The organism is Sorangium sp. So ce363, assembly GCF_051520435.1.
Classification (GTDB): domain Bacteria; phylum Myxococcota_A; class Polyangia; order Polyangiales; family Polyangiaceae; genus Sorangium; species Sorangium cellulosum_B.
Map to the genome: position 1 here is coordinate 4,938,376 of NZ_CP150333.1, position 16,986 is coordinate 4,955,361.

Sequence of the window (16,986 nt, forward strand, 5' to 3'; positions counted from 1 at the left end):
TGCACGGGCGGCGCATGAGCGTCAAGAAATTCGACGCGCTCGGGCTTCGTAAATGCTAAACTCCACTCCCAGCACGAGCTGGGACCATGGACATCACCAAGAGATTCAGCATGTACGCCTTTGAGATGACGGCCACCAAAGATGGTGTGTACACATGGTCCGAAGACGAACTCATGTCGACTCTAGGATATGAGACACGCACCGCCTTTCGTAAGGCGGTGCACAAGGCCATGCAGGCGTGTCTCACGATGAACGTGTCGCCGCTCGATGACTTCATCAAAGACGGAGACGGCTTCAGGTTTACCCGGTTCGCCTGCTATCTGGTCGTCATGAGTTGCGACACGAGAAAGCCGCGTGTTGCACAGGTGCAGTTTCAATTCGCCGCCCTGGCCGACGTGATCCCCGACCCGCGCATACAGGCCGCGCGCGTCGATCGTGTAATCATTCGCGAAGAGGTTACAGACGGGATGAAGTCGCTCTCTGCGACGGCACAGAACCATGGGGTCGTGGACTATGCACGGTTCATGGACGCTGGCTACAGAGGGATGTACAACAGAAGCCTGGCCGAACTTGAGCGCCTGAAGGGAATTCGACCAGGCGAACAATTGCTCGATCGCATGGATCGCACTGAGCTCGCCGCAAACCTGTTTAGGATTACTCAGACCGACAGGAAAATAGAAAACGAGAACGTGCACGGTCAGGCGGCGCTTGAAAATGCAGCGAGTGAAGTTGGCGCGGTGGTACGTAAGGCCATGATCGACCTCAACAACACGGCGCCGGAGCAGTTGCCGATAGCCGAGCACATCGATGTGGCCAAGAAGAAGCTGAAGACGGCCCGTAAGGAGTTGAAGAAACTCAACGCCACGAAAGAGCGCGACGAGCTTCTATTTAAGGTCGTTGAAGAGCGCGATCTGGTCGACGAAGAATCGTTGGGCGACGGCCCTGGCTACACTCCTGACCCTGAAGAAGACTCCGAGTAGCAATGGCCGATCAGTGCCTTCCGCCGCTTCGACGTGTACTTAGCCACTCCCAGCTCAGCGACGGGTATTGGGACGAACTGGAGTGCGGGCATCTCCTGCGCTGTGATTCTTACAGGCACGATCTGTCCGGCAAGACGACTAGTCGAACACGCTCGCCACAGTCTCGTCGATGCCATAAATGTGCGACGAAGGCGTCGCAGCAGCCGTGAGGCATGCAGCGCGGTCATCCCTGGTCCCCAAACAAATTCAACTGCACCATCCGCCTCGGCTCCGGCGCAGGCGGGGGTTCTGACGGTGGCGGCTCCGGAGCGGGCGTAGGCGCCACGGGCGCAGCCGGAGCGGAGCCGACCAGCCGGAGGAACCCGCGGCCGTTGGGCAACTCGCGAGCGGGCGCAGCCGTCTCGCCGGGGCGAGGCTGCAACTTGAGCGGCTGCGCGACCGGCGGCGCCGTCTCCTCCTCGACAATGGCGGCCGTGACGAGCTCGGCGAGGGTCCAGGGGCGCTCCGCGAGGCCCGCTGCGACGGCCGGGGTGGTGCCGAGCGTGCCGTGCACGCGGACCCAGTTGTAGGCGGCGATTCCCAGTCCGACGGCGGCACGGTGCCCGCGAAGCGTCTTGCTGAAGGCCAGGCACAAGCGGCGCGTCCTGCCGACCGTGTGCCGGGTCTGAAGGTTGAAGCGCTCGACGTAGCTCGTGCTCATGAGCTCGTCCTTGGGCGCACCGAAGATCGGCGTCTTGGTGACGAACGGGTTGCGAGGCGGCTCGTACCTGTGGTCAGGCGAGCGCTGCGGACCGCCGCGGTAGTTTTTGACGCATTGTGCGTAGTCGGCCGACCCGCGGAAGCTCGCGGCCATCGCCTCGATGTACGGCTGCCAGCCGTCGCTCGTGATGTGCGGCACGACCGTGAGACGCGAGCGAAGGTCCTTGATGAACGCCTCGGTGTTCTCGCCGTCGCGCTTGCCGCAGTGGAACGAGATGGCGAGCTTGGTGTTGGCGTCCAGCGCGACGTAGAGGTACGCGTCGCCGTGCTCGGCGGCGTCCTTCTCGGTCACGCGGGCCTGCTTTTTCTGGACGAAGCTCCACATCTCGTCCATCTGGATCACGTGCACCGCCAGGGCGCGCACCATACGGTTGTGGAACCTGATGCAACCCTCGCCGAGGCGAAGGGCCAGGGCCATTACGGTCCCCTTGTCGACGTCGACCATGCGCGCGACGGCGCGGATCGAGTTGCCTTCCACGAGAGCGGACGCGATGCGGACGCGCGTCTCCAGCGGGAGCGGTGCGGGCATGACGGGCCTTGCCTCTCTCCCCGGGCCGGCCCATGATGCGGCTGCGACGCGCGCTCTGTGGGCCTCCACAGGGTGTTTCGCAGCCCCGCTCCCGGTTGCAGCCGAGGGCGGGGCGCTTTGCTAAGTGCCCTGTAACATAGCAACGGAATGCCTTGTTTTCTCGGGGTTTCGGAACAGCTAGGACAGCGAGTGTCCTAGCCAGTGTGCGCGTTTACAGCCTGTTTGACGGCGTTTTCGCGTCGTCGGTCGCGAGCACTGACGGGCAGCGCGGTGCCGGTGTAGGATCGGGCATGCCCAACGCCTGGGTCGAGGTCCTCCGCGACCCCCTCGACCCCGAGTTGCCGACGCCGTCCACATTCGACCCACTTCCTTTCTGTGTGCAAGCTCACGATGGAGTGTGGCACGCCACAAATGGACTCTTGCACCTGGGCATTGCGCACGGAGAGATGCGCAGCGTCGGCGCTCCCGTTGTGGCGATCGCCTGCTCACGCAACCTCATTCCCACACAAGGGCCGGCAGAGCGACGAGAGCCGACATGTGACCACTGCTGGATCGCTGTGATGCAATCCATGGTAAAGGCGGCAATTATTAGATTCAAGCCGTGATGTGGCTAACGGGCGGGGCGGGTGACCGTCAAGTGAGCGACGGTCGGTCGGTCAATTTGACCACTACCCATCGGCCGGCAGGACGAGGACGAGCCGCTCAACCAGAGCAGGCCGATACGACATCATCGTGGTTCGCAATGAACCGTCGACATGCCTAGGTGCTCAATGAACGACAACGAAAATCCCTCTGACAGCCGCGAACACGGGCCAGGTTGCATGCAGTCGGGCACGAGCAAAGTTCCACAGATGCGGCAGGTGGCCTACGTGTCAAAAGTGGACTTCAGAACCGGCGAACACTGGATTCGCGAAGTAGTCGTCGAAGCCTGTCAGCTGCCGATCGGAAGCCTTGAGCGCAACCAATCGTAGCTTCCAGGCGCGCGACTGTAGATCATGATCGTCAAAGGGTTGTCAATTGGCCCTATGACCGCATATTCATGGTCACCGCCACCGGCAAACAGCAGACCGTCGTGGATGTCCTCTATCGTGCGATCTGTGTCTATGAGGTAGCATGACTCAGAGACTTGAGCGTGCTCGTGCTGCTTGACGAATGCCAGGACGTTGGCCCGCTTTTCGTCGGACTTGTGCACGTCATATGTCACTAACATGATCGGCATTTCGGCCTCCCTGTTGGCATGGCTACACGAAGCGGAGGCGCGACGGAAACTCGACGCGTGCTCAGTGTCACGATGTGCGTCTATTGGTGACGATGTGCGGCAACGCTGTCGTCGTCATGGCATCGCGACGGCGACCACTTGGGGCGCGTCGACCGCTTCAGAATCGCTTCAGTGGATTCGGGTGTCCGGGATGCGCCGCGCGGGTGTCCGGAATGCGGATGGCGCCGATGTGGTTCCGGACATCACCTCCCCGCAGCCTTCTTGGCACCGGACACGGTCCAGGAGAGGCTGCCGGCAGCCCTGGCAGCACCGGACACGGTCCGGGAGAGGCTGCCGGCAGCCTTCCTGGCACCGGAGACGGTGGTCCATAGCGGTGCTCCCTGGTTCATGGCACAGCACGTGCTGTCCAATCATCGGCACACCCAGCGCGCCTGTCACTGCGCTGGAGCGCCTGAACCGATGGCTCGGGCCCCGGGAGGCCAGGCTCCCTTCTGCCAGGGCGACGTCGCTGCCCAGCCCTGCGCGGGCTCGAGTGCCATGGCGCAAGATTACGACGTTCGGCGGCACGCCGTCAGAAGATCAGCCGGGAGATCGATTGACGGCTCGGTAGGGGTGATTATCCCTGCCCGGAACGTCCGGCGTACGCCTGGCGCTCACACCGAGTCCAGCGCGCGGGGTGAGGAGCGCGTTGTCCCTGTTCTCCGCGGCTCCGCGACGACGAACACGAGAGGTCATCCCCTCATGACGAAGCCTTCTCCGCTCAAGAAGAAGCCTGCCCCCAAGAAGCCCGCGGCGCCGCCTCAGGCAGCCGCGGCATTCGACAAGACCCTGTCCGAGATCGAGGCGCTCAGCACGGATCGGCTGATCGCTATCAACCTCGATATCCCCCGGGTGGTCTCGCAGGTGCTGGGCGTATTGCCAGGCATCCTCGCGCTGCGCCCCGCCATCGCGGAGCTCCTGCCGCAGCACGATGTCGCGTTGCTCGACCGGCTCGAGACGTATGCGCTCGCCGCCTGGTACGCGCACCTCGCGTGGCTGTCGAGCGGAGGCGCCGAGAACGCGCTGAAGCCGCTGCTCGCAGAGGCGGCCCCGCTGCGCGAGAACCTGCTGAGCGACGCCGAGGCGCTGGCCCGCCGCGGCCTGCTCGACGCGGACACTGTCGCGGAGATCCGGGCCGGACAGGGGTACATCGACACGGCCAATGACCTCGTCGCGCTCTCGGCGCTCTTCACCGCGAGCTGGTCGGAGGTCACCGGCAAGACGGCAGCGACAGAGGAAGAAGTGAGGCGCGCAGGGGAGATCGGGCCGCAGATCCTCGCGGCCCTCGGCGTGAGGGAGCATGGCAAAGGTCCCGGGCCGACCGAGGCCGCGGACAGGAGGGCGCGGGCGTTCTCGCTGCTCGTCCACGCCTACGACCAGACCCGCCGCGCCGTCGCGTACCTGCGCTGGAATGAAGGGGACGCCGATTCGATCGCGCCGTCCCTCTACAAGGGCCGCACTGGCCGCGCGGCGTCGTCCAGCGACACCGCCGCCGCACCGGCGGACGAGGCCCCGGCTGGGCCGACGGCGCCGGCTTCGCCCGGCGCCGCAGTTCCCGCTGCGCCGAATGGCGCGGCGGCCCCCGCTGTGCTGAACGGCACGACGGCACACGCGGTGCCCGGCGCTGCGCCGAGCGGCACGGCGCCCACCGGGTAGAGCTTGCCGCCCGCGGCGAGCGCCTGCCAAGAACAATGGCTGCCTGGCCAACCGCCGGCGCCGACATCGCGCGTCCGCTGAAGCACGGCCGATTCGCGCCCCGCTGAGAGAGCACTCCTGAGCTCGGCCGTCATCACGCTTCGCCCGATGCCGGCCAGGACAATCGCGCCTTGCCGCTCTCCGCGGAATTTGCTCGACTCCCGCGATGTCGCACCCCCGCGTCGCGCTCCTTTATCACACCGCCGCCCTCGGGATCGCGCTGGCCGCGCTGCTCGCGCCCCGCCAGGCCCCGGCGCGGGGCGCGCCGGTCGGCGGCGGGCCAGCGCTGTCCGCGCGCCCCGAGGCGCCCTCGCTCGTCACCGAGGCCGAGCGGACCGGCTTCCGGCGCACCGGTCGTTATGCCGAGGTCGAGCGGCTATGCCGCGGCTTCGAGCAGGCCTATCCGGGCCGCGCCCGCTGCGTCCGTTTCGGCACGACGCCCGAGGGCAGGCCCATGCTCGCGATCGCCGCCTCCGACGACGGCACGCTCGACCCCGCGGCGGCGCGGGCGAAGCGGCGCCCGGTGATCCTGTTCCAGGGCGGCATCCACGCCGGCGAGATCGACGGCAAGGACGGCGGCTTCTGGGCGCTCCGCGAGCTGCTCGACGGGGCGATGGCGCCCGGCGCCCTCGCGGCGGCCACGGCGGTGTTCGTGCCGGTGTTCAACGTCGACGGCCACGAGCGGTTCCGTCGAAACCAGCGGCCCAACCAGCGCGGCCCCGAGGAGATGGGCTTCCGCGCCACCGCGCAGAACCTCAACCTGAACCGCGATACCATGAAGGCCGAGACGCCCGAGATGCGGGCGATGCTGGCGCTGCTCGACGCCTGGGATCCGGTGGTCCAGGTCGACCTGCACACGACCGACGGCGCGAAGTTCCAGCACGACATCGCGGTGGTCGTGGAGCCCTCGGTGCCTCACCCCGGCGGACTCGACGCCGTGGCGCGCGCCCTCTCGGGGGAGCTCCAGGCGCGCCTCTCGGCGCTCGGTCACCTGCCGCTCCCGTTCTACCCGGCCTTCCGCGAGGACGACGACCCCTCGTCGGGCATCTCCACCGAGCCGGGGCCGCCGCGCTTCTCGCAGTCCTACGCCGCTGCCCGCAACCGCATCGGCGTGCTCGTCGAGACGCACAGCTGGGCCACCCACGCCGAGCGCGTGCGCGCGGTGCATGACCTCCTCGCGGCGCTCTTCGAGCGCGTCTCCTCCGGTTCCGGCGCGGGTGCCCTCCGCGCCGCGGCCGAGCGCGCGGACGCCGCGAGCGCGCGCCTCGCCGGCGTCCCCTTCGCCCTCACGCACCGCGCGGGGCCGGTCTCGCGCATCTTCCCGTTCCGCGGCTTCGCTTACGAGAAGCGCGCCTCGGAGATCTCGGGCGGCACGTGGACCCATTACGACGAGTCCCGCCCGCAGATCTGGCGCGTGCCGCTGTTCGACCGCATCCAGCCGGACCTGACGGTCACCGCGCCCGAGGCCGGCTACGTCATCCCGGCGGCGCACGCGGCCTGGGTGGCCGACAAGCTGCGCCTGCACGGCGTGCGTTACCAGATCCTCCCCGAGGCTCGCCCCGGCTTCGCCGTCGAGGCGTTCCGGGCCGACGCGGTGACGTTCGAGCGGCCCTTCGAGGGTCGGACGCGCGTGAAGCTCCAGGGCGCCTTCCGGCCGGAGCGGCAGGATCTTCGGGCCGGCTCGCTGTTCGTTCCCACCGCGCAGCCGCGGGCGCCCCTCGTCCTGCACCTCCTCGAGCCGCTCGCGCCCGACTCCCTCGTCGCCTGGGGCTTCTTCAACGCCTCCTTCGAGCGCAAGGAGTACATGGAAGCCTACGTCGCCGAGGAGGAGGCGCGCAGCATGCTCGCCGCGGATCCGGCGCTGCGCAACGAGTTCAATGCGCGCCTGCGCGATCCTGCGTTTGCGAAGGACGCGAAGGCCCGGCTCGATTTCTTCTACAAGCGCCATCCGTCCTGGGACGAGCGCGTGAATCTCGTCCCGGTATTCCGCGTCGCCGCGCCGCCGTGACAGGCCTCTCCTTCGTTTCGTCTGCTTCGCCTGCGCTCCGGCTCTGGCCGAATGTCCGTGAGCCCCACAGGCCTCACATCATTCGATGGATTCCGGCCAGTCTGCGGCGCCGCGCCGGGCGAGGGGGCCCCGCGCGGGTTGCGCGGAGCGCGCCGCGATCGCATGCTCGTCACGACATGTCGGCCGGCGTGCGACAGCGGTGACGCGCGCGCCTACGACGACGCACGGCGACGTGATGTCGCCTGACGGCGAAAGGGGGGGACGATGTTCCTGCGATGGGCGTTCGGCTTTTGTTCGGCGTTTTTCTTCGCCTTTCCTGCGCTGGCGCAGAATACGCGGATCGCGAACTTCACCTATGCTGGCAGCGGCTGCCCTGTCGGCTCCGCTGCGGGGGTGATCTCGCCTGATCAGAAGGCGCTGACCGTCATCTTCGACCAGTTCGAGGCGCACGCCGGCCCGGGCATCGGCCGCGCCGCGAACCGCGCGTTCTGCCAGCTGGCCGTGGATCTGCGGTTCGATCCGGGGTGGCAAGTCGCGGTCTTCGACGCCACGTACCGGGGGTTCGCCGACCTGGAGGGCGGCGTCCAGGGGCTCCACGAGACATCGTATTATTTCTCGGGGTCGCCGCTCACCTCGGGGCCGCTCATGTGGAGCATGATCGGGCCGTTCACGAGCGACTTCTCCCGCACGGACACCTTCACGACCACGGTCTGGTCCGAGTGCGGCACCGTGCGGCCGCTCAACATCAAGACGAGCCTCTATGTCACGAACCGGCTTGCGCCGTCGAGCTCCGGGGTGTTGACCAACGACACGACCGACCTCCAGGTCCGGCTCGAGTACGGCCTCGTGTACCGCCCCTGTCCCGGTCCCTGAGGTCGGCAGGGCGCCCGGCGAGCCTGGCGCGGCGGTGCCGCGCCAGGCTCGCTCACGCCATCAGGCAGCCGGCCGACGACCCTTGCATCGGCACGATGGCCATGATCTCCCCGGTCTCCCCGAAGATCAGGAGCCGCGCGACGATGGCCTCCTTGCCCGTGCCGCACAGGGGCAGGAGCGCGAGCCGGACCGCTGGCCCGTTGCCCCCCTCGAACTTGAGGGCGAGCAGCTGCTTGTCGTCGCACTCCTCGAGGAGCTCCACGTCCGCCTCGATCTGGACCGGCGCCACCCGCGTGCACGCCTTGGCCTCGCCGAAGCTGTCCACCGTGCAGCGGTTGGGATCGAGCGAGATCCGGACCCGAGACGACGCCTGTTCGCCCACCGTGGTGATCTGGATCTGATGAGCCGAAATCCCCTTCTGGAGCGGGATGGGCTCCACGAGATAGCCTGTTTCCAGCCGCAGATTCTTGATTTTCATCGGACCCCCGCCTCTAGGCCGTGCGTCCCGCGATCTCCGCCCATCGCGGCGCCGCGGCGGCGCGCCTGCTTCTAGGGAGAAGCACCGGTTGTGCCGGCGCGCGCGCGCGGAGCCCGCACGCGCGCCCTGCGCCGCCATCGCGCTCGGCGGAGCGCCACAGGCGCGGCGCCGCCGTCCGCTCGTCCAGGCTCAGACGAGCCCGAACTTGTAGGTATCAAGGAGCCTGGCGAGGAGCGCCGCATGCGCCGGATCCGCGAGGGAGCCGAGCCGGGTCACCTCGAGCTCCGCGCTGACGCGCTCGAAGAGGGCGGCGCAGACGCGGGTCGGATCGTGGCGCGCGGCGTACGCGATGCCGTCGGGTCGCCTCGGGTGGTCGTGGATCGCGCGCGCCCAGCGGTGGGCGGCCCGATAGGACTCCCCCGAGGTCAGGCGGGCGTCGGCCCCGAGGCGCGCGAGCCCCTCTCCCGTGAGGTTCACGAGCCGCAGCGGCCGCAGCGGCGCGATGCGCGCGAGCCCCCGCGCGGCGAGCTCGCTCTGCTCCACGAAGCGCACGCCGGTCGCGTGGCCGAACACCTCGATGAAGGCGCAGCGCGCGTCCTTCCCGGCGTACAGCACGCCGAACTCGCCGTCCGGCGCGTCGAAGCGGTTGTCGCCCGAGCGACCGAAGTGCATCGGATCGCGCGTGAGCCAGTGGATCCGGAACCAGCTCCGCCGGTAGATCGCGATGGGGAGCGGCGACGTCGCGAGGTCGAGGGGCGGGTCCGGATGGGCCCCGAGCGTTGTCGTCATGGCGACCCTGTTCCACGCGGACGAGCGCCAGGACGGTCGACGCGCTCGACGTCCCGCACGTGCTCCGGGCCCGCGTGTCCGGGGTTCGCTGCGCGGAGCGCATTCGCCCGGACCTGTGGCGAGCGCGGCGGCGTCGTCATCGCGGCGCGTTCTCAGGCCGCGCCTTGCTCACCGAAGGTGCGCGCGGCGAGCCGCACGGGGTCCAGCTCGCCGCGGCGGAGCCAGTCGAGCGGCCGCTCGCCATCAAGGCGGAGGTTGCCGGAGAGGAAGAAGCGGACCTTCGCCAGCGGGGGGTGCTCTTCGAGGAGGGCCAGGATCTCTTCCATCCCCGGCAGCAAGCCCTCGTCCGCGAACTGCCATGCGGGGTAGAGGTGGCCACGACCGCCGATGCTGACGGCCAGCAGCCTTCCGGCGGCGCGCCGCGCTTCGACCGCCTGGGGCGGGAGGTGGAGCCCCTCGCCGACCTCCTCGGCGGTGAGCGCGCCCCCTTCGGCCGCGAGGAGCGCGTCCCTCGCCTGAAGGCCGCGGAGGCGGGCCGGCATGAGCGGATCTGCAGCGGAAAAGAGGCCGATGGCGCTCGGCTGCGTGAGGGCAGTCACCAGGGCGTCCGCGTTGCTGGGCGACGCGTCCACCTCACCAAGCTCGCTCTGATCGAGCCGCTCGGCGACCTGGGTGAGCGCGTCGATGCCGCGCGCCAGGAACGCGACGCGCAGCGGTTCACCATCGAACTGCTGGAGTCGCTCTGCAATTTCCGAAAGGGCGCTGGAGTCCCGATCCTTGGCCATGGCCGACCCAGGGGACGATGCAGCGCGCGCGCAGCGCCGTCAACCAAGCGCCCGGCACCTTTCTGCGTCATTACGACCACGCTGAACGGAACGTCAGTGAAAGCCATTCGCTGTGTCGTTGGTGTCGTTGGTGTCGTTCTTCTTCGGTGAGCTCACCGGCTCCTGGGTTTGTCGGGGACGTGGGAAAGAAGGTCAGAGGCCGACCTGTTTCAGCATCGCGCTGGTGATGGACTGGCGCACGCTCGTGAGCTCTGCCCATGGGTCCCGGATCGCGGCGAGGCGCTGCGGGACGGACTCGATGGTGAACGAGGCGGGATCGAGCGGCGCGTCGAGCTCGTCCCACGAGAGCGGGGTCGCGACGGCCGCGCCGGGGCGCGCCCGCGTCGAGTAGGGCGCCACCGCGGTGGCGCCGCGCCCGTTCCGCAGGTAGTCGACGAAGACCTTGCCGGCGCGCTTCGCCTTCGACATCGTCGCGGTGTACCCCGCTGGATCGAGGCGCACGAGCGCGTCGGCCACGGCCTTCGTGAACGCCTTCACCTCGTCCCAGCCCCTGCGTGGCGCTATCGGGACCACGACGTGCAGGCCTTTGCCGCCGGTCGTCTTGACGAAGCTCTGTAGCCCCAGCGACGAAAGGAGGCGCCGCGCCGTCCTCGCGGCGTCCGCCACGCGCTCCCACGGGAGATCCGGCGCTGGATCGAGGTCGAACACCATCCTGTCGGGCTGCTCGATCCGGTCCACGCGGCTCCCCCAGAGGTGCACCTCGAGCGCCCCCATCTGGACGAGCGACACGAGCCCTTCGGTGGTCTTGATATAGAGATAGGTGCGCTCGCCGTCGTCCTCCTGGACGGCCATCCGCTGGATCGCCTCGGACAGCCCCTCGGCCTCGTGCCTTTGAAAGAAGCATGGCTTGCCCTGGCCTGCGGGGCAGCGGACCAGCGTGAGCAGCCGCTTCTCGGCGTGGGTCAGCATGTGCTCGGCGATCTGCTCGTAATACCGGGCCAGAGCGAGCTTCGTGATCCCCTGCGCGGGATAGAGCACCTTGTCGGGGTTCGTCAGCGGCACCCCGGCGACATCGACCCGCTCCGCGCCGCTGCTCCGGCCCCCGCGCGGGGTCTTGCCCGCCGTCGTGCTCGCGATTCTCCTCGGCGCCGCGCCCGCTGCCTCGCCGGGCGGCGATTGCGGCGGCGGCTGTTCGCGCTCGACGGTGACCGACTCCGGGGTGCGGTCCTCGCGGAGCCCTTCGAAGGAGGGGTGTCGCAGCCGTCCGTCGCGCGTCCACTCGGAAAAGCGGACCTCCGCGACGAGCCTGGGCTCGACCCAGCGCCCGCCCCGCATGCGCGGCGCCCCTGAACAGGCCGGCGTGGCGCGCGCGATCGGATCGAGGCGGCTGCGCAAGGTCGTCAGCGTCTTGCTCGTGAAGCCCGTGCCGACCTTGCCGGCGTAGGCGAGCTTGCCTGATCTGTTCACGCCGACGAGGATCGCCCCCAGCCCTTTCCGGGCGCCGGACGGCTCGGTGAAGCCGACGATCACGAACTCCTGGCGCCGGCCGCACTTCACCTTGAGCCAGCTGTCGCCGCGCCCGCTCCGGTAGGGAGCCTCCGGGCGCTTCGCGATGACGCCCTCGATCCCGAGCTCGCACGCGTGCTGGACGACGGCGGAGCCGTCCTCCGCGACGTGCTCCGTGTAACGCAGGTGCCCTTCCTCGGGCGCTTCTGCGAGCAGCGCCTCGAGCGCCCGCTTGCGGGTGACCTGTGTGCACCCGCGGAGATCGCGGCCGTCGAGGTAGAGCAGGTCGAAGACGAAGTACATCAGGCGCCCCTCGCGCCTGCCATTCCCGTCGCTGAGCGCGTTCTGGAGGGCCTGGAAGTCGGTCACGCCGTCCGGCCTCACGACGACGATCTCGCCGTCCAGCACGGCCTCCCGCGCAGGCAGCTGGGCGAGGTCGTCGCGCACGCCCGCGAACCGCTCGGTCCAGTCCTGGCCGCGGCGGGTCAGGAGCGTCACGCGCCCCCCGCGGAGCTTCGCGAGCATGCGATAGCCATCGAGCTTGACCTCGTAGAGCCACCCCTCGCCCGGGGGCGGCTCGGTGACGAGCGTCGCGAGCTGGGGCTCGATCTCGCCCGGGAACGGCCCTTTCCGGGCGCCCTCGAGCGCATCCGCGTAGGTCAGCGTCGGGCGCGGGACCGCTGCGGTGGTGTCCGCCTCTCCCGTCGCCGCGGACGAGCGCTGGCTGTCCACATCGGCCGCCGTTGCCCCGCGTTTGCGACGGGCGGTCAGGGTTGCTTGTCGCACCGCTTGAGTCCGCCGCGCCGCGCCTTGTGCCTGTCTTTGTCCGGCCATCATCATGCCACCGTCGCTTTTGGTGGAAAAAGCAATTCCGATACCGCAATGGCATCGTCGCCTGCCGGTGGTTTCCCGTTTCCCGGACGTGGCGCGGCCGGCTGAGCTCGACATGCGCGCCCCAGAATGCGGCGATCTGCCACGCACGCCACTCGAGGGTCCGGCGTCCAGCGACCCACCGGCCGAGCTCGTCGCGGGCTCGCCCGGAACGGGCGACCAGGAAAACTATCAGCTCGTCAAGCAGAAGGAGCTCGTTCGCTGCGACCCACAGCACGCGGCGCCCGAGCGGCTCAACGCGGTAGCAGAGGACGATCGCAGGAGCCTGGGCCCATCGCAGATCAGCGGGATCCGCTGGCCGCCTTTCTCACCAGCACTCGCACATTATCCACCCAAGGCCGCACCGCGACGAATTCTCAAATGAAGACGCCCCGGTCTCCGTAATACGCTTCTCCGTACCGACGGCTCGCGCGCCCCCGAGACGCGACCCGTCATTGCGCGGGCGGCTCGCTCCAGTAGCGCACCAGATCAGGCAGCGCGGTCTCCGCCATGCGGGTGAGGTGCCTCACGTGATCTGGCTTCTGGGTGCCAGGATAGCCGCGGACGTGGAACGCGCCCCTGTGCGCCTCGGACAGGGGGACGAACCGGAGCTTCGCCTCGCTCGCCTCCCCGGTCAGGTCGTAGATCGCCTGCTCGTCTGCGCCCGCGCCCGGGGAGCGCTGTGCGCCCGTGAGCTTGAGGAGAGCGTCCGTGCTCTCGTGAGTACCGGCGTAATCGCCGTTCGGGGTGATCTCCGAATGGGTGATCGACATCAGCTTCTTGCCGGCGGCCGCCAGCTCGGCGAAGCGGCTGAACGGCTTGAGGCGCTCCATGTCCAGGCTGCGGTCGAGCGGCATGTAGCCGGTGTGGATGCCGTCCAGGAGCAGCACGGCGTCCACCTTGTCGGTGAACCCCGGCTGGTTCAGGAGCCCGCGAACCGCGCCATACCCGGCGCTGAACGCCGAGAGCGCGACGCGCCGGAGCCGGGCGTCGCGCAGCCCACGGGCCTCGAGCGCCACCTGCGCCTTCGCCATCAACGCCGGGAGATAGGAGCGGATCGAGAACTGGGTCTCATACGCGCCAGAGCTGATGCCCAGATTGATGATCATCACAACCGCGTTGAGCCGGGCGCGATCGAACCCCGCCTGCACAACGTCGTTGACCCCATGGAAGTGGATCACCAGATCGTACGCTCCATCTGCCGAGGCGAAGGACGCGGGGATGGTGATGATCCCGTCGGGGATGGGGATCACCGCCGTTCGATCGAGCGTCGCGTCGGCGCGATCCGCGGCAGCGAGGGCCGGCGCCGCCGTTGCTGGCGTTGCCTGGAGCGGCGCGGCCGCTCCGGCCTTCACCTCGACCCGCGCCGCCACCCCCGTCGACCGCAGGATGGCCGCGGCGGCCGCGGCAGGCTGGAGCGCCGAGCCCGCGCGGAGATCGAAGCCCGCCGCGCCGAGCTGCATCGAGACGAGCCCGCCCACCACCGCCGCGAAGCCCAGGCCGGCACCCGCGCTCAACGCGATCAAGCGCGACGTGGAACGCCGGGTCGGAGATGCCATGACCGGAGCCGGCGATTCGAACGGCATCGCCATGCCCCCAATCGACGCCGGCGGACGACGGAAAATTAAAGTGGGCTCATCCTCGTCGTGGGGCAGTTGGACCTCCGCGCAAGGGGGCTCAGCGGGGAACATGTCAGCGATGATGCGAGGCCTATGCCACTCATGGCAAGAGCTAAAATTCTACATGATAGGTTCGCATGCGCATGCGTCAAGGAAGTGGACCTGGTCCGACGTAGTCCCATGGTGGTTCATCGATTGCCCAGGGAAGCACCTTGCTCGCGCACGTAGTCACCGTGGTTCCGGTATTCCTGAGCGCTCGTGAGCACCTCTGAGCCGTCGGTGCTCCGACGTGGCACGGCGTGGTACGACGTGAATGTTCAAGCGCCAGCAGATCAGGAAATGACGCACTCCGGCAAAATCTCTCATGAATTGGCCGCTATCACCGCCACCTTGGTCGCGCTGCGTCATCCCCTGTGCCTCATCGGAACTCGGGACACCCGAGCGCCGGCGCGGTGCGGTCGAGGCCCTGCCGGAGCAGGCCAGTCCGCCCTCCGAGGATGATCTCGTTGGCTCATGCGCTTCGCGTGGAGCGCGTAATCGACTTCGCGCCATCCACCGCACGACCGCTCATGGCCCGACTGACCTCCATGCGCCGGGGTGTCTCGCCGGCCCCCTCGGTGAACCGTTGCACGTCCAACGGCTCACTGACGAGGGGGCGCGCTGAGCGCGGCGCGCGCCCGCCGGGCGAGCTGGCGCGGCAGGCGCCGCCCCGACGTCAGCGACGGACGACGCCGCGCTGCCTCTGGAAATACGGCGCGACCGAGGCGGGGCGCACGTGGACCTTGACAGCGCGGGGCGCCTCTGGATCTCCTCTTTCCTCCCCACTCACCCGCACGGGCCCCCCATGACCAGCTTCCCCCGCGTGTACGACGACAACACCCAGAGCATCGGCCGCACGCCGCTCGTGCGCATCCGCCGCGTGATCGAAGGCGCGCGCGCGACGGTGCTGGCGAAGATCGAGGGGCGCAACCCGGCGTACTCGGTCAAGTGCCGCATCGGCGCGGCCATGGTCTGGGACGCCGAGCAGCGGGGCGTGCTCGGCCCTGGCAAGGCGATCGTCGAGGCGACCAGCGGCAACACCGGCATCGCGCTGGCCTTCGCCGCCGCCTCGAGGGGGATCGAGTGCGTGCTCAGCATGCCCGAGACGATGAGCATGGAGCGGCGCAAGGTGCTCATCGCCCTCGGGGCCAAGCTGCTCCTGACGCCGGGCCCCAAGGGGATGAACGGCGCCATCGCCAAGGCCGAGGAGCTGGCCGCCTCCGACCCCGGCCGGTACGTGCTGATGCGGCAGTTCGAGAACCCGGCGAACCCCGCGATCCACGAGACCACCACCGGCCCCGAGATCTGGGACGACACCGGCGGCAACGTCGACGTCCTCGTCTCGGGCGTGGGCACCGGCGGCACGATCACCGGCGTCAGCCGCTACTTCGAGCGCGGCCGCGGCCGCGCCCTCCACTCCGTCGCGGTGGAGCCGGTCCACTCGCCGGTCATCTCGCAGACGCTCGCCGGCCAGCCGCTCACCCCGTCCCCGCACAAGATCCAGGGCATCGGCGCCGGCTTCGTCCCGAAGAACCTCGACCTCTCCTTCGTGGACCAGGTCGAGACGGTCTCGAACGACGAGTCCATCGCCATGGCGCGGCGCCTCGCGTCCGAGGAGGGCATCCTCTGCGGCGTCTCCTGCGGCGCGGCCATGGTCGCGGCGGGCCGGCTCGCGAAGGATCCGAAGTGGGAAGGAAAGACCATCGTGGTCATCCTCCCGGACACCGGCGAGCGGTACCTCTCTGGGCCCCTCTTCGAAGGAATGTTCTCCGAGGTCGAGGCCATGAAGGCCTCGTGAGGTCGACGTGAGCAAGAAGTGTGATGCTGCCCCCTCCGAGGCGCCGGCCGACCTGCATGGCATCGTCGACGCGCTGATCGCGAGCTACCGGGAGGATGCGCGCGGGCATCACATCAACAAGCGCTTCACCCCGTCGCGCCAGGAGATCACCGAGATCATCGATCTCCTGCTCCAGATCTTCTACCCGGGCTATCACGGGCGGCAGGACCTGTCGGACGAGGACCTGCTCTACCACGTGGGCACCCTGGTCTCGACGCTGCGCGACAAGCTGGAGCGACAGATCGAGCGCTGTCTGTGCTTCCAGGACGAGACCGTCGACGCGGGCCGCCTCGACGTCCCGAGGTGCCGGCAGCGGGGGCGCGACGTGGCGCGGCTGTTCATCGCCCGGCTGCCGGAGGTCCGGCGGCGCCTCCTGCTCGACGTGCAGGCGGCCTACGACGGCGATCCGGCGGCGGCCTCGATGGACGAGATCATCCTGGCCTATCCAGGCCTCCTCGCCGTGACGGTGCACCGGGTCGCGCACGAGCTGTACCTCCTCGGCGTGCCGCTCATGCCCCGGATCATGAGCGAGTGGGCGCACACGAGGACGGGCGCCGACATCCACCCAGGCGCCAACATCGGTGACAGCTTCTTCATCGATCATGCCACCGGCGTCGTGATCGGCGAGACGACCGACATCGGCGAGCACGTCAAGCTCTACCAGGGCGTGACGCTCGGCGCCCTCTCCTTGCCGCAGCACTCGCGGGGCGCGCGCGGCCTGAAGCGCCACCCCACCGTGGAGGACAACGTCACCATCTACGCGAACGCCACGGTCCTCGGCGGCAAGACGGTGCTGGGGCAGGGGAGCGTGGTGGGCGGCTCGGTGTTCCTCACGAAGAGCGTCGCCGGCGGCCAGCGCGTCGCGCTCGAGGCCCCGAGGCTGCGCGTCGCGTCGCCGCCCCATGGCACGCCCGCCGTCGGCGCCTCCGATCTGGACAGCATCCTCGACTTCGACATCTAG

14 protein-coding genes are annotated in these 16,986 nt (G+C 68.8%); 7 read left to right on the forward strand and 7 right to left on the reverse strand.

The annotated features are described in order from the left end of the window. Positions 1–86 precede the first annotated feature (86 nt). On the forward strand, positions 87–980 hold the full coding sequence (locus WMF12_RS18740) for a BRO family protein (protein ID WP_437872941.1): 894 nt from the start codon (positions 87–89) through the stop codon (positions 978–980). Between the two features lie 223 nt (positions 981–1,203). Here the strand turns inward: WMF12_RS18740 and WMF12_RS18745 are convergent, their stop codons facing one another. Together WMF12_RS18745 and WMF12_RS18750 are read right to left on the reverse strand one after the other, a co-directional pair. Further along, positions 1,204–2,268, reverse strand: coding sequence for an IS1 family transposase (locus WMF12_RS18745; protein ID WP_437872942.1), 1,065 nt, complete (start codon positions 2,266–2,268; stop codon positions 1,204–1,206). A 931-nt stretch (positions 2,269–3,199) separates the two neighbouring features. Further along, positions 3,200–3,487 (reverse strand): hypothetical protein, encoded by a 288-nt coding sequence (locus tag WMF12_RS18750; RefSeq protein ID WP_437872943.1) that lies wholly within the window; start codon positions 3,485–3,487, stop codon positions 3,200–3,202. A 741-nt stretch (positions 3,488–4,228) separates the two neighbouring features. Here WMF12_RS18750 and WMF12_RS18755 point away from each other — a divergent pair. The 3 genes from WMF12_RS18755 to WMF12_RS18765 all read left to right on the forward strand — a co-directional run bounded on the left by WMF12_RS18755 (position 4,229) and on the right by WMF12_RS18765 (position 8,102). Further along, the gene (locus tag WMF12_RS18755) at positions 4,229–5,182 is read left to right on the forward strand and encodes a hypothetical protein (RefSeq protein WP_437872944.1); all 954 of its coding nucleotides are present in this window, start codon (positions 4,229–4,231) and stop codon (positions 5,180–5,182) included. 205 nt (positions 5,183–5,387) lie between these two features. Further along, the gene (locus WMF12_RS18760) at positions 5,388–7,229 is read left to right on the forward strand and encodes a M14 family zinc carboxypeptidase (RefSeq protein WP_437872945.1); all 1,842 of its coding nucleotides are present in this window, start codon (positions 5,388–5,390) and stop codon (positions 7,227–7,229) included. 264 nt (positions 7,230–7,493) lie between these two features. Then, positions 7,494–8,102: a DUF4360 domain-containing protein gene (locus WMF12_RS18765; protein WP_437747021.1), complete on the forward strand. Its 609-nt coding sequence runs from the start codon at positions 7,494–7,496 to the stop codon at positions 8,100–8,102. A gap of 52 nt (positions 8,103–8,154) precedes the next feature. On the opposite strand, the gene WMF12_RS18770 is transcribed toward WMF12_RS18765, so the two are convergent. The 4 genes from WMF12_RS18770 to ligD all read right to left on the reverse strand — a co-directional run bounded on the left by WMF12_RS18770 (position 8,155) and on the right by ligD (position 12,392). After that, a complete protein-coding gene (locus WMF12_RS18770; RefSeq protein WP_437872946.1) occupies positions 8,155–8,580 on the reverse strand; it encodes a hypothetical protein in 426 nt (141 codons plus the stop codon). A 189-nt stretch (positions 8,581–8,769) separates the two neighbouring features. Next, positions 8,770–9,369 carry an RES family NAD+ phosphorylase gene (locus WMF12_RS18775; RefSeq protein WP_437872947.1) on the reverse strand — a complete coding sequence of 200 codons (600 nt, stop codon included), beginning with the start codon at positions 9,367–9,369 and terminating at the stop codon, positions 8,770–8,772. A gap of 152 nt (positions 9,370–9,521) precedes the next feature. Beyond that, the gene (locus WMF12_RS18780; RefSeq protein ID WP_437872948.1) at positions 9,522–10,154 is read right to left on the reverse strand and encodes a hypothetical protein; all 633 of its coding nucleotides are present in this window, start codon (positions 10,152–10,154) and stop codon (positions 9,522–9,524) included. Between the two features lie 192 nt (positions 10,155–10,346). After that, positions 10,347–12,392 carry a DNA ligase D gene (gene ligD / locus WMF12_RS18785; protein WP_437872949.1) on the reverse strand — a complete coding sequence of 682 codons (2,046 nt, stop codon included), beginning with the start codon at positions 12,390–12,392 and terminating at the stop codon, positions 10,347–10,349. A gap of 106 nt (positions 12,393–12,498) precedes the next feature. On the opposite strand from ligD, the gene WMF12_RS18790 reads away from it, so the two are divergent. Then, on the forward strand, positions 12,499–12,915 hold the full coding sequence (locus WMF12_RS18790; RefSeq protein WP_437872950.1) for a hypothetical protein: 417 nt from the start codon (positions 12,499–12,501) through the stop codon (positions 12,913–12,915). 67 nt (positions 12,916–12,982) lie between these two features. On the opposite strand, the gene WMF12_RS18795 is transcribed toward WMF12_RS18790, so the two are convergent. Beyond that, on the reverse strand, positions 12,983–14,221 hold the full coding sequence (locus tag WMF12_RS18795; RefSeq protein ID WP_437872951.1) for a hypothetical protein: 1,239 nt from the start codon (positions 14,219–14,221) through the stop codon (positions 12,983–12,985). Positions 14,222–14,993: 772 nt separating this feature from the next. On the opposite strand from WMF12_RS18795, the gene cysK reads away from it, so the two are divergent. Together cysK and WMF12_RS18805 are read left to right on the forward strand one after the other, a co-directional pair. Next, complete coding sequence (gene cysK / locus WMF12_RS18800; protein ID WP_437872952.1) at positions 14,994–15,986, forward strand: cysteine synthase A; 993 nt, start codon at positions 14,994–14,996, stop codon at positions 15,984–15,986. Positions 15,987–15,993: 7 nt separating this feature from the next. Continuing rightward, on the forward strand, positions 15,994–16,986 hold the full coding sequence (locus tag WMF12_RS18805; RefSeq protein WP_437872953.1) for a serine O-acetyltransferase: 993 nt from the start codon (positions 15,994–15,996) through the stop codon (positions 16,984–16,986).

Excerpts from the sequence above, each read along its gene's own strand:
- WMF12_RS18740 (WP_437872941.1), top strand. The coding sequence starts at position 87 with ATGGACATCACCAAGAGATTCAGCATGTACGCCTTTGAGATGACGGCC.
- WMF12_RS18745 (WP_437872942.1), bottom strand. The coding sequence starts at position 2,268 with ATGCCCGCACCGCTCCCGCTGGAGACGCGCGTCCGCATCGCGTCCGCT.
- WMF12_RS18750 (WP_437872943.1), bottom strand. The coding sequence starts at position 3,487 with ATGCCGATCATGTTAGTGACATATGACGTGCACAAGTCCGACGAAAAG.
- WMF12_RS18755 (WP_437872944.1), top strand. The coding sequence starts at position 4,229 with ATGACGAAGCCTTCTCCGCTCAAGAAGAAGCCTGCCCCCAAGAAGCCC.
- WMF12_RS18760 (WP_437872945.1), top strand. The coding sequence starts at position 5,388 with ATGTCGCACCCCCGCGTCGCGCTCCTTTATCACACCGCCGCCCTCGGG.
- WMF12_RS18765 (WP_437747021.1), top strand. The coding sequence starts at position 7,494 with ATGTTCCTGCGATGGGCGTTCGGCTTTTGTTCGGCGTTTTTCTTCGCC.
- WMF12_RS18770 (WP_437872946.1), bottom strand. The coding sequence starts at position 8,580 with ATGAAAATCAAGAATCTGCGGCTGGAAACAGGCTATCTCGTGGAGCCC.
- WMF12_RS18775 (WP_437872947.1), bottom strand. The coding sequence starts at position 9,369 with ATGACGACAACGCTCGGGGCCCATCCGGACCCGCCCCTCGACCTCGCG.
- WMF12_RS18780 (WP_437872948.1), bottom strand. The coding sequence starts at position 10,154 with ATGGCCAAGGATCGGGACTCCAGCGCCCTTTCGGAAATTGCAGAGCGA.
- WMF12_RS18790 (WP_437872950.1), top strand. The coding sequence starts at position 12,499 with ATGCCACCGTCGCTTTTGGTGGAAAAAGCAATTCCGATACCGCAATGG.
- WMF12_RS18795 (WP_437872951.1), bottom strand. The coding sequence starts at position 14,221 with ATGTTCCCCGCTGAGCCCCCTTGCGCGGAGGTCCAACTGCCCCACGAC.
- cysK (WP_437872952.1), top strand. The coding sequence starts at position 14,994 with ATGACCAGCTTCCCCCGCGTGTACGACGACAACACCCAGAGCATCGGC.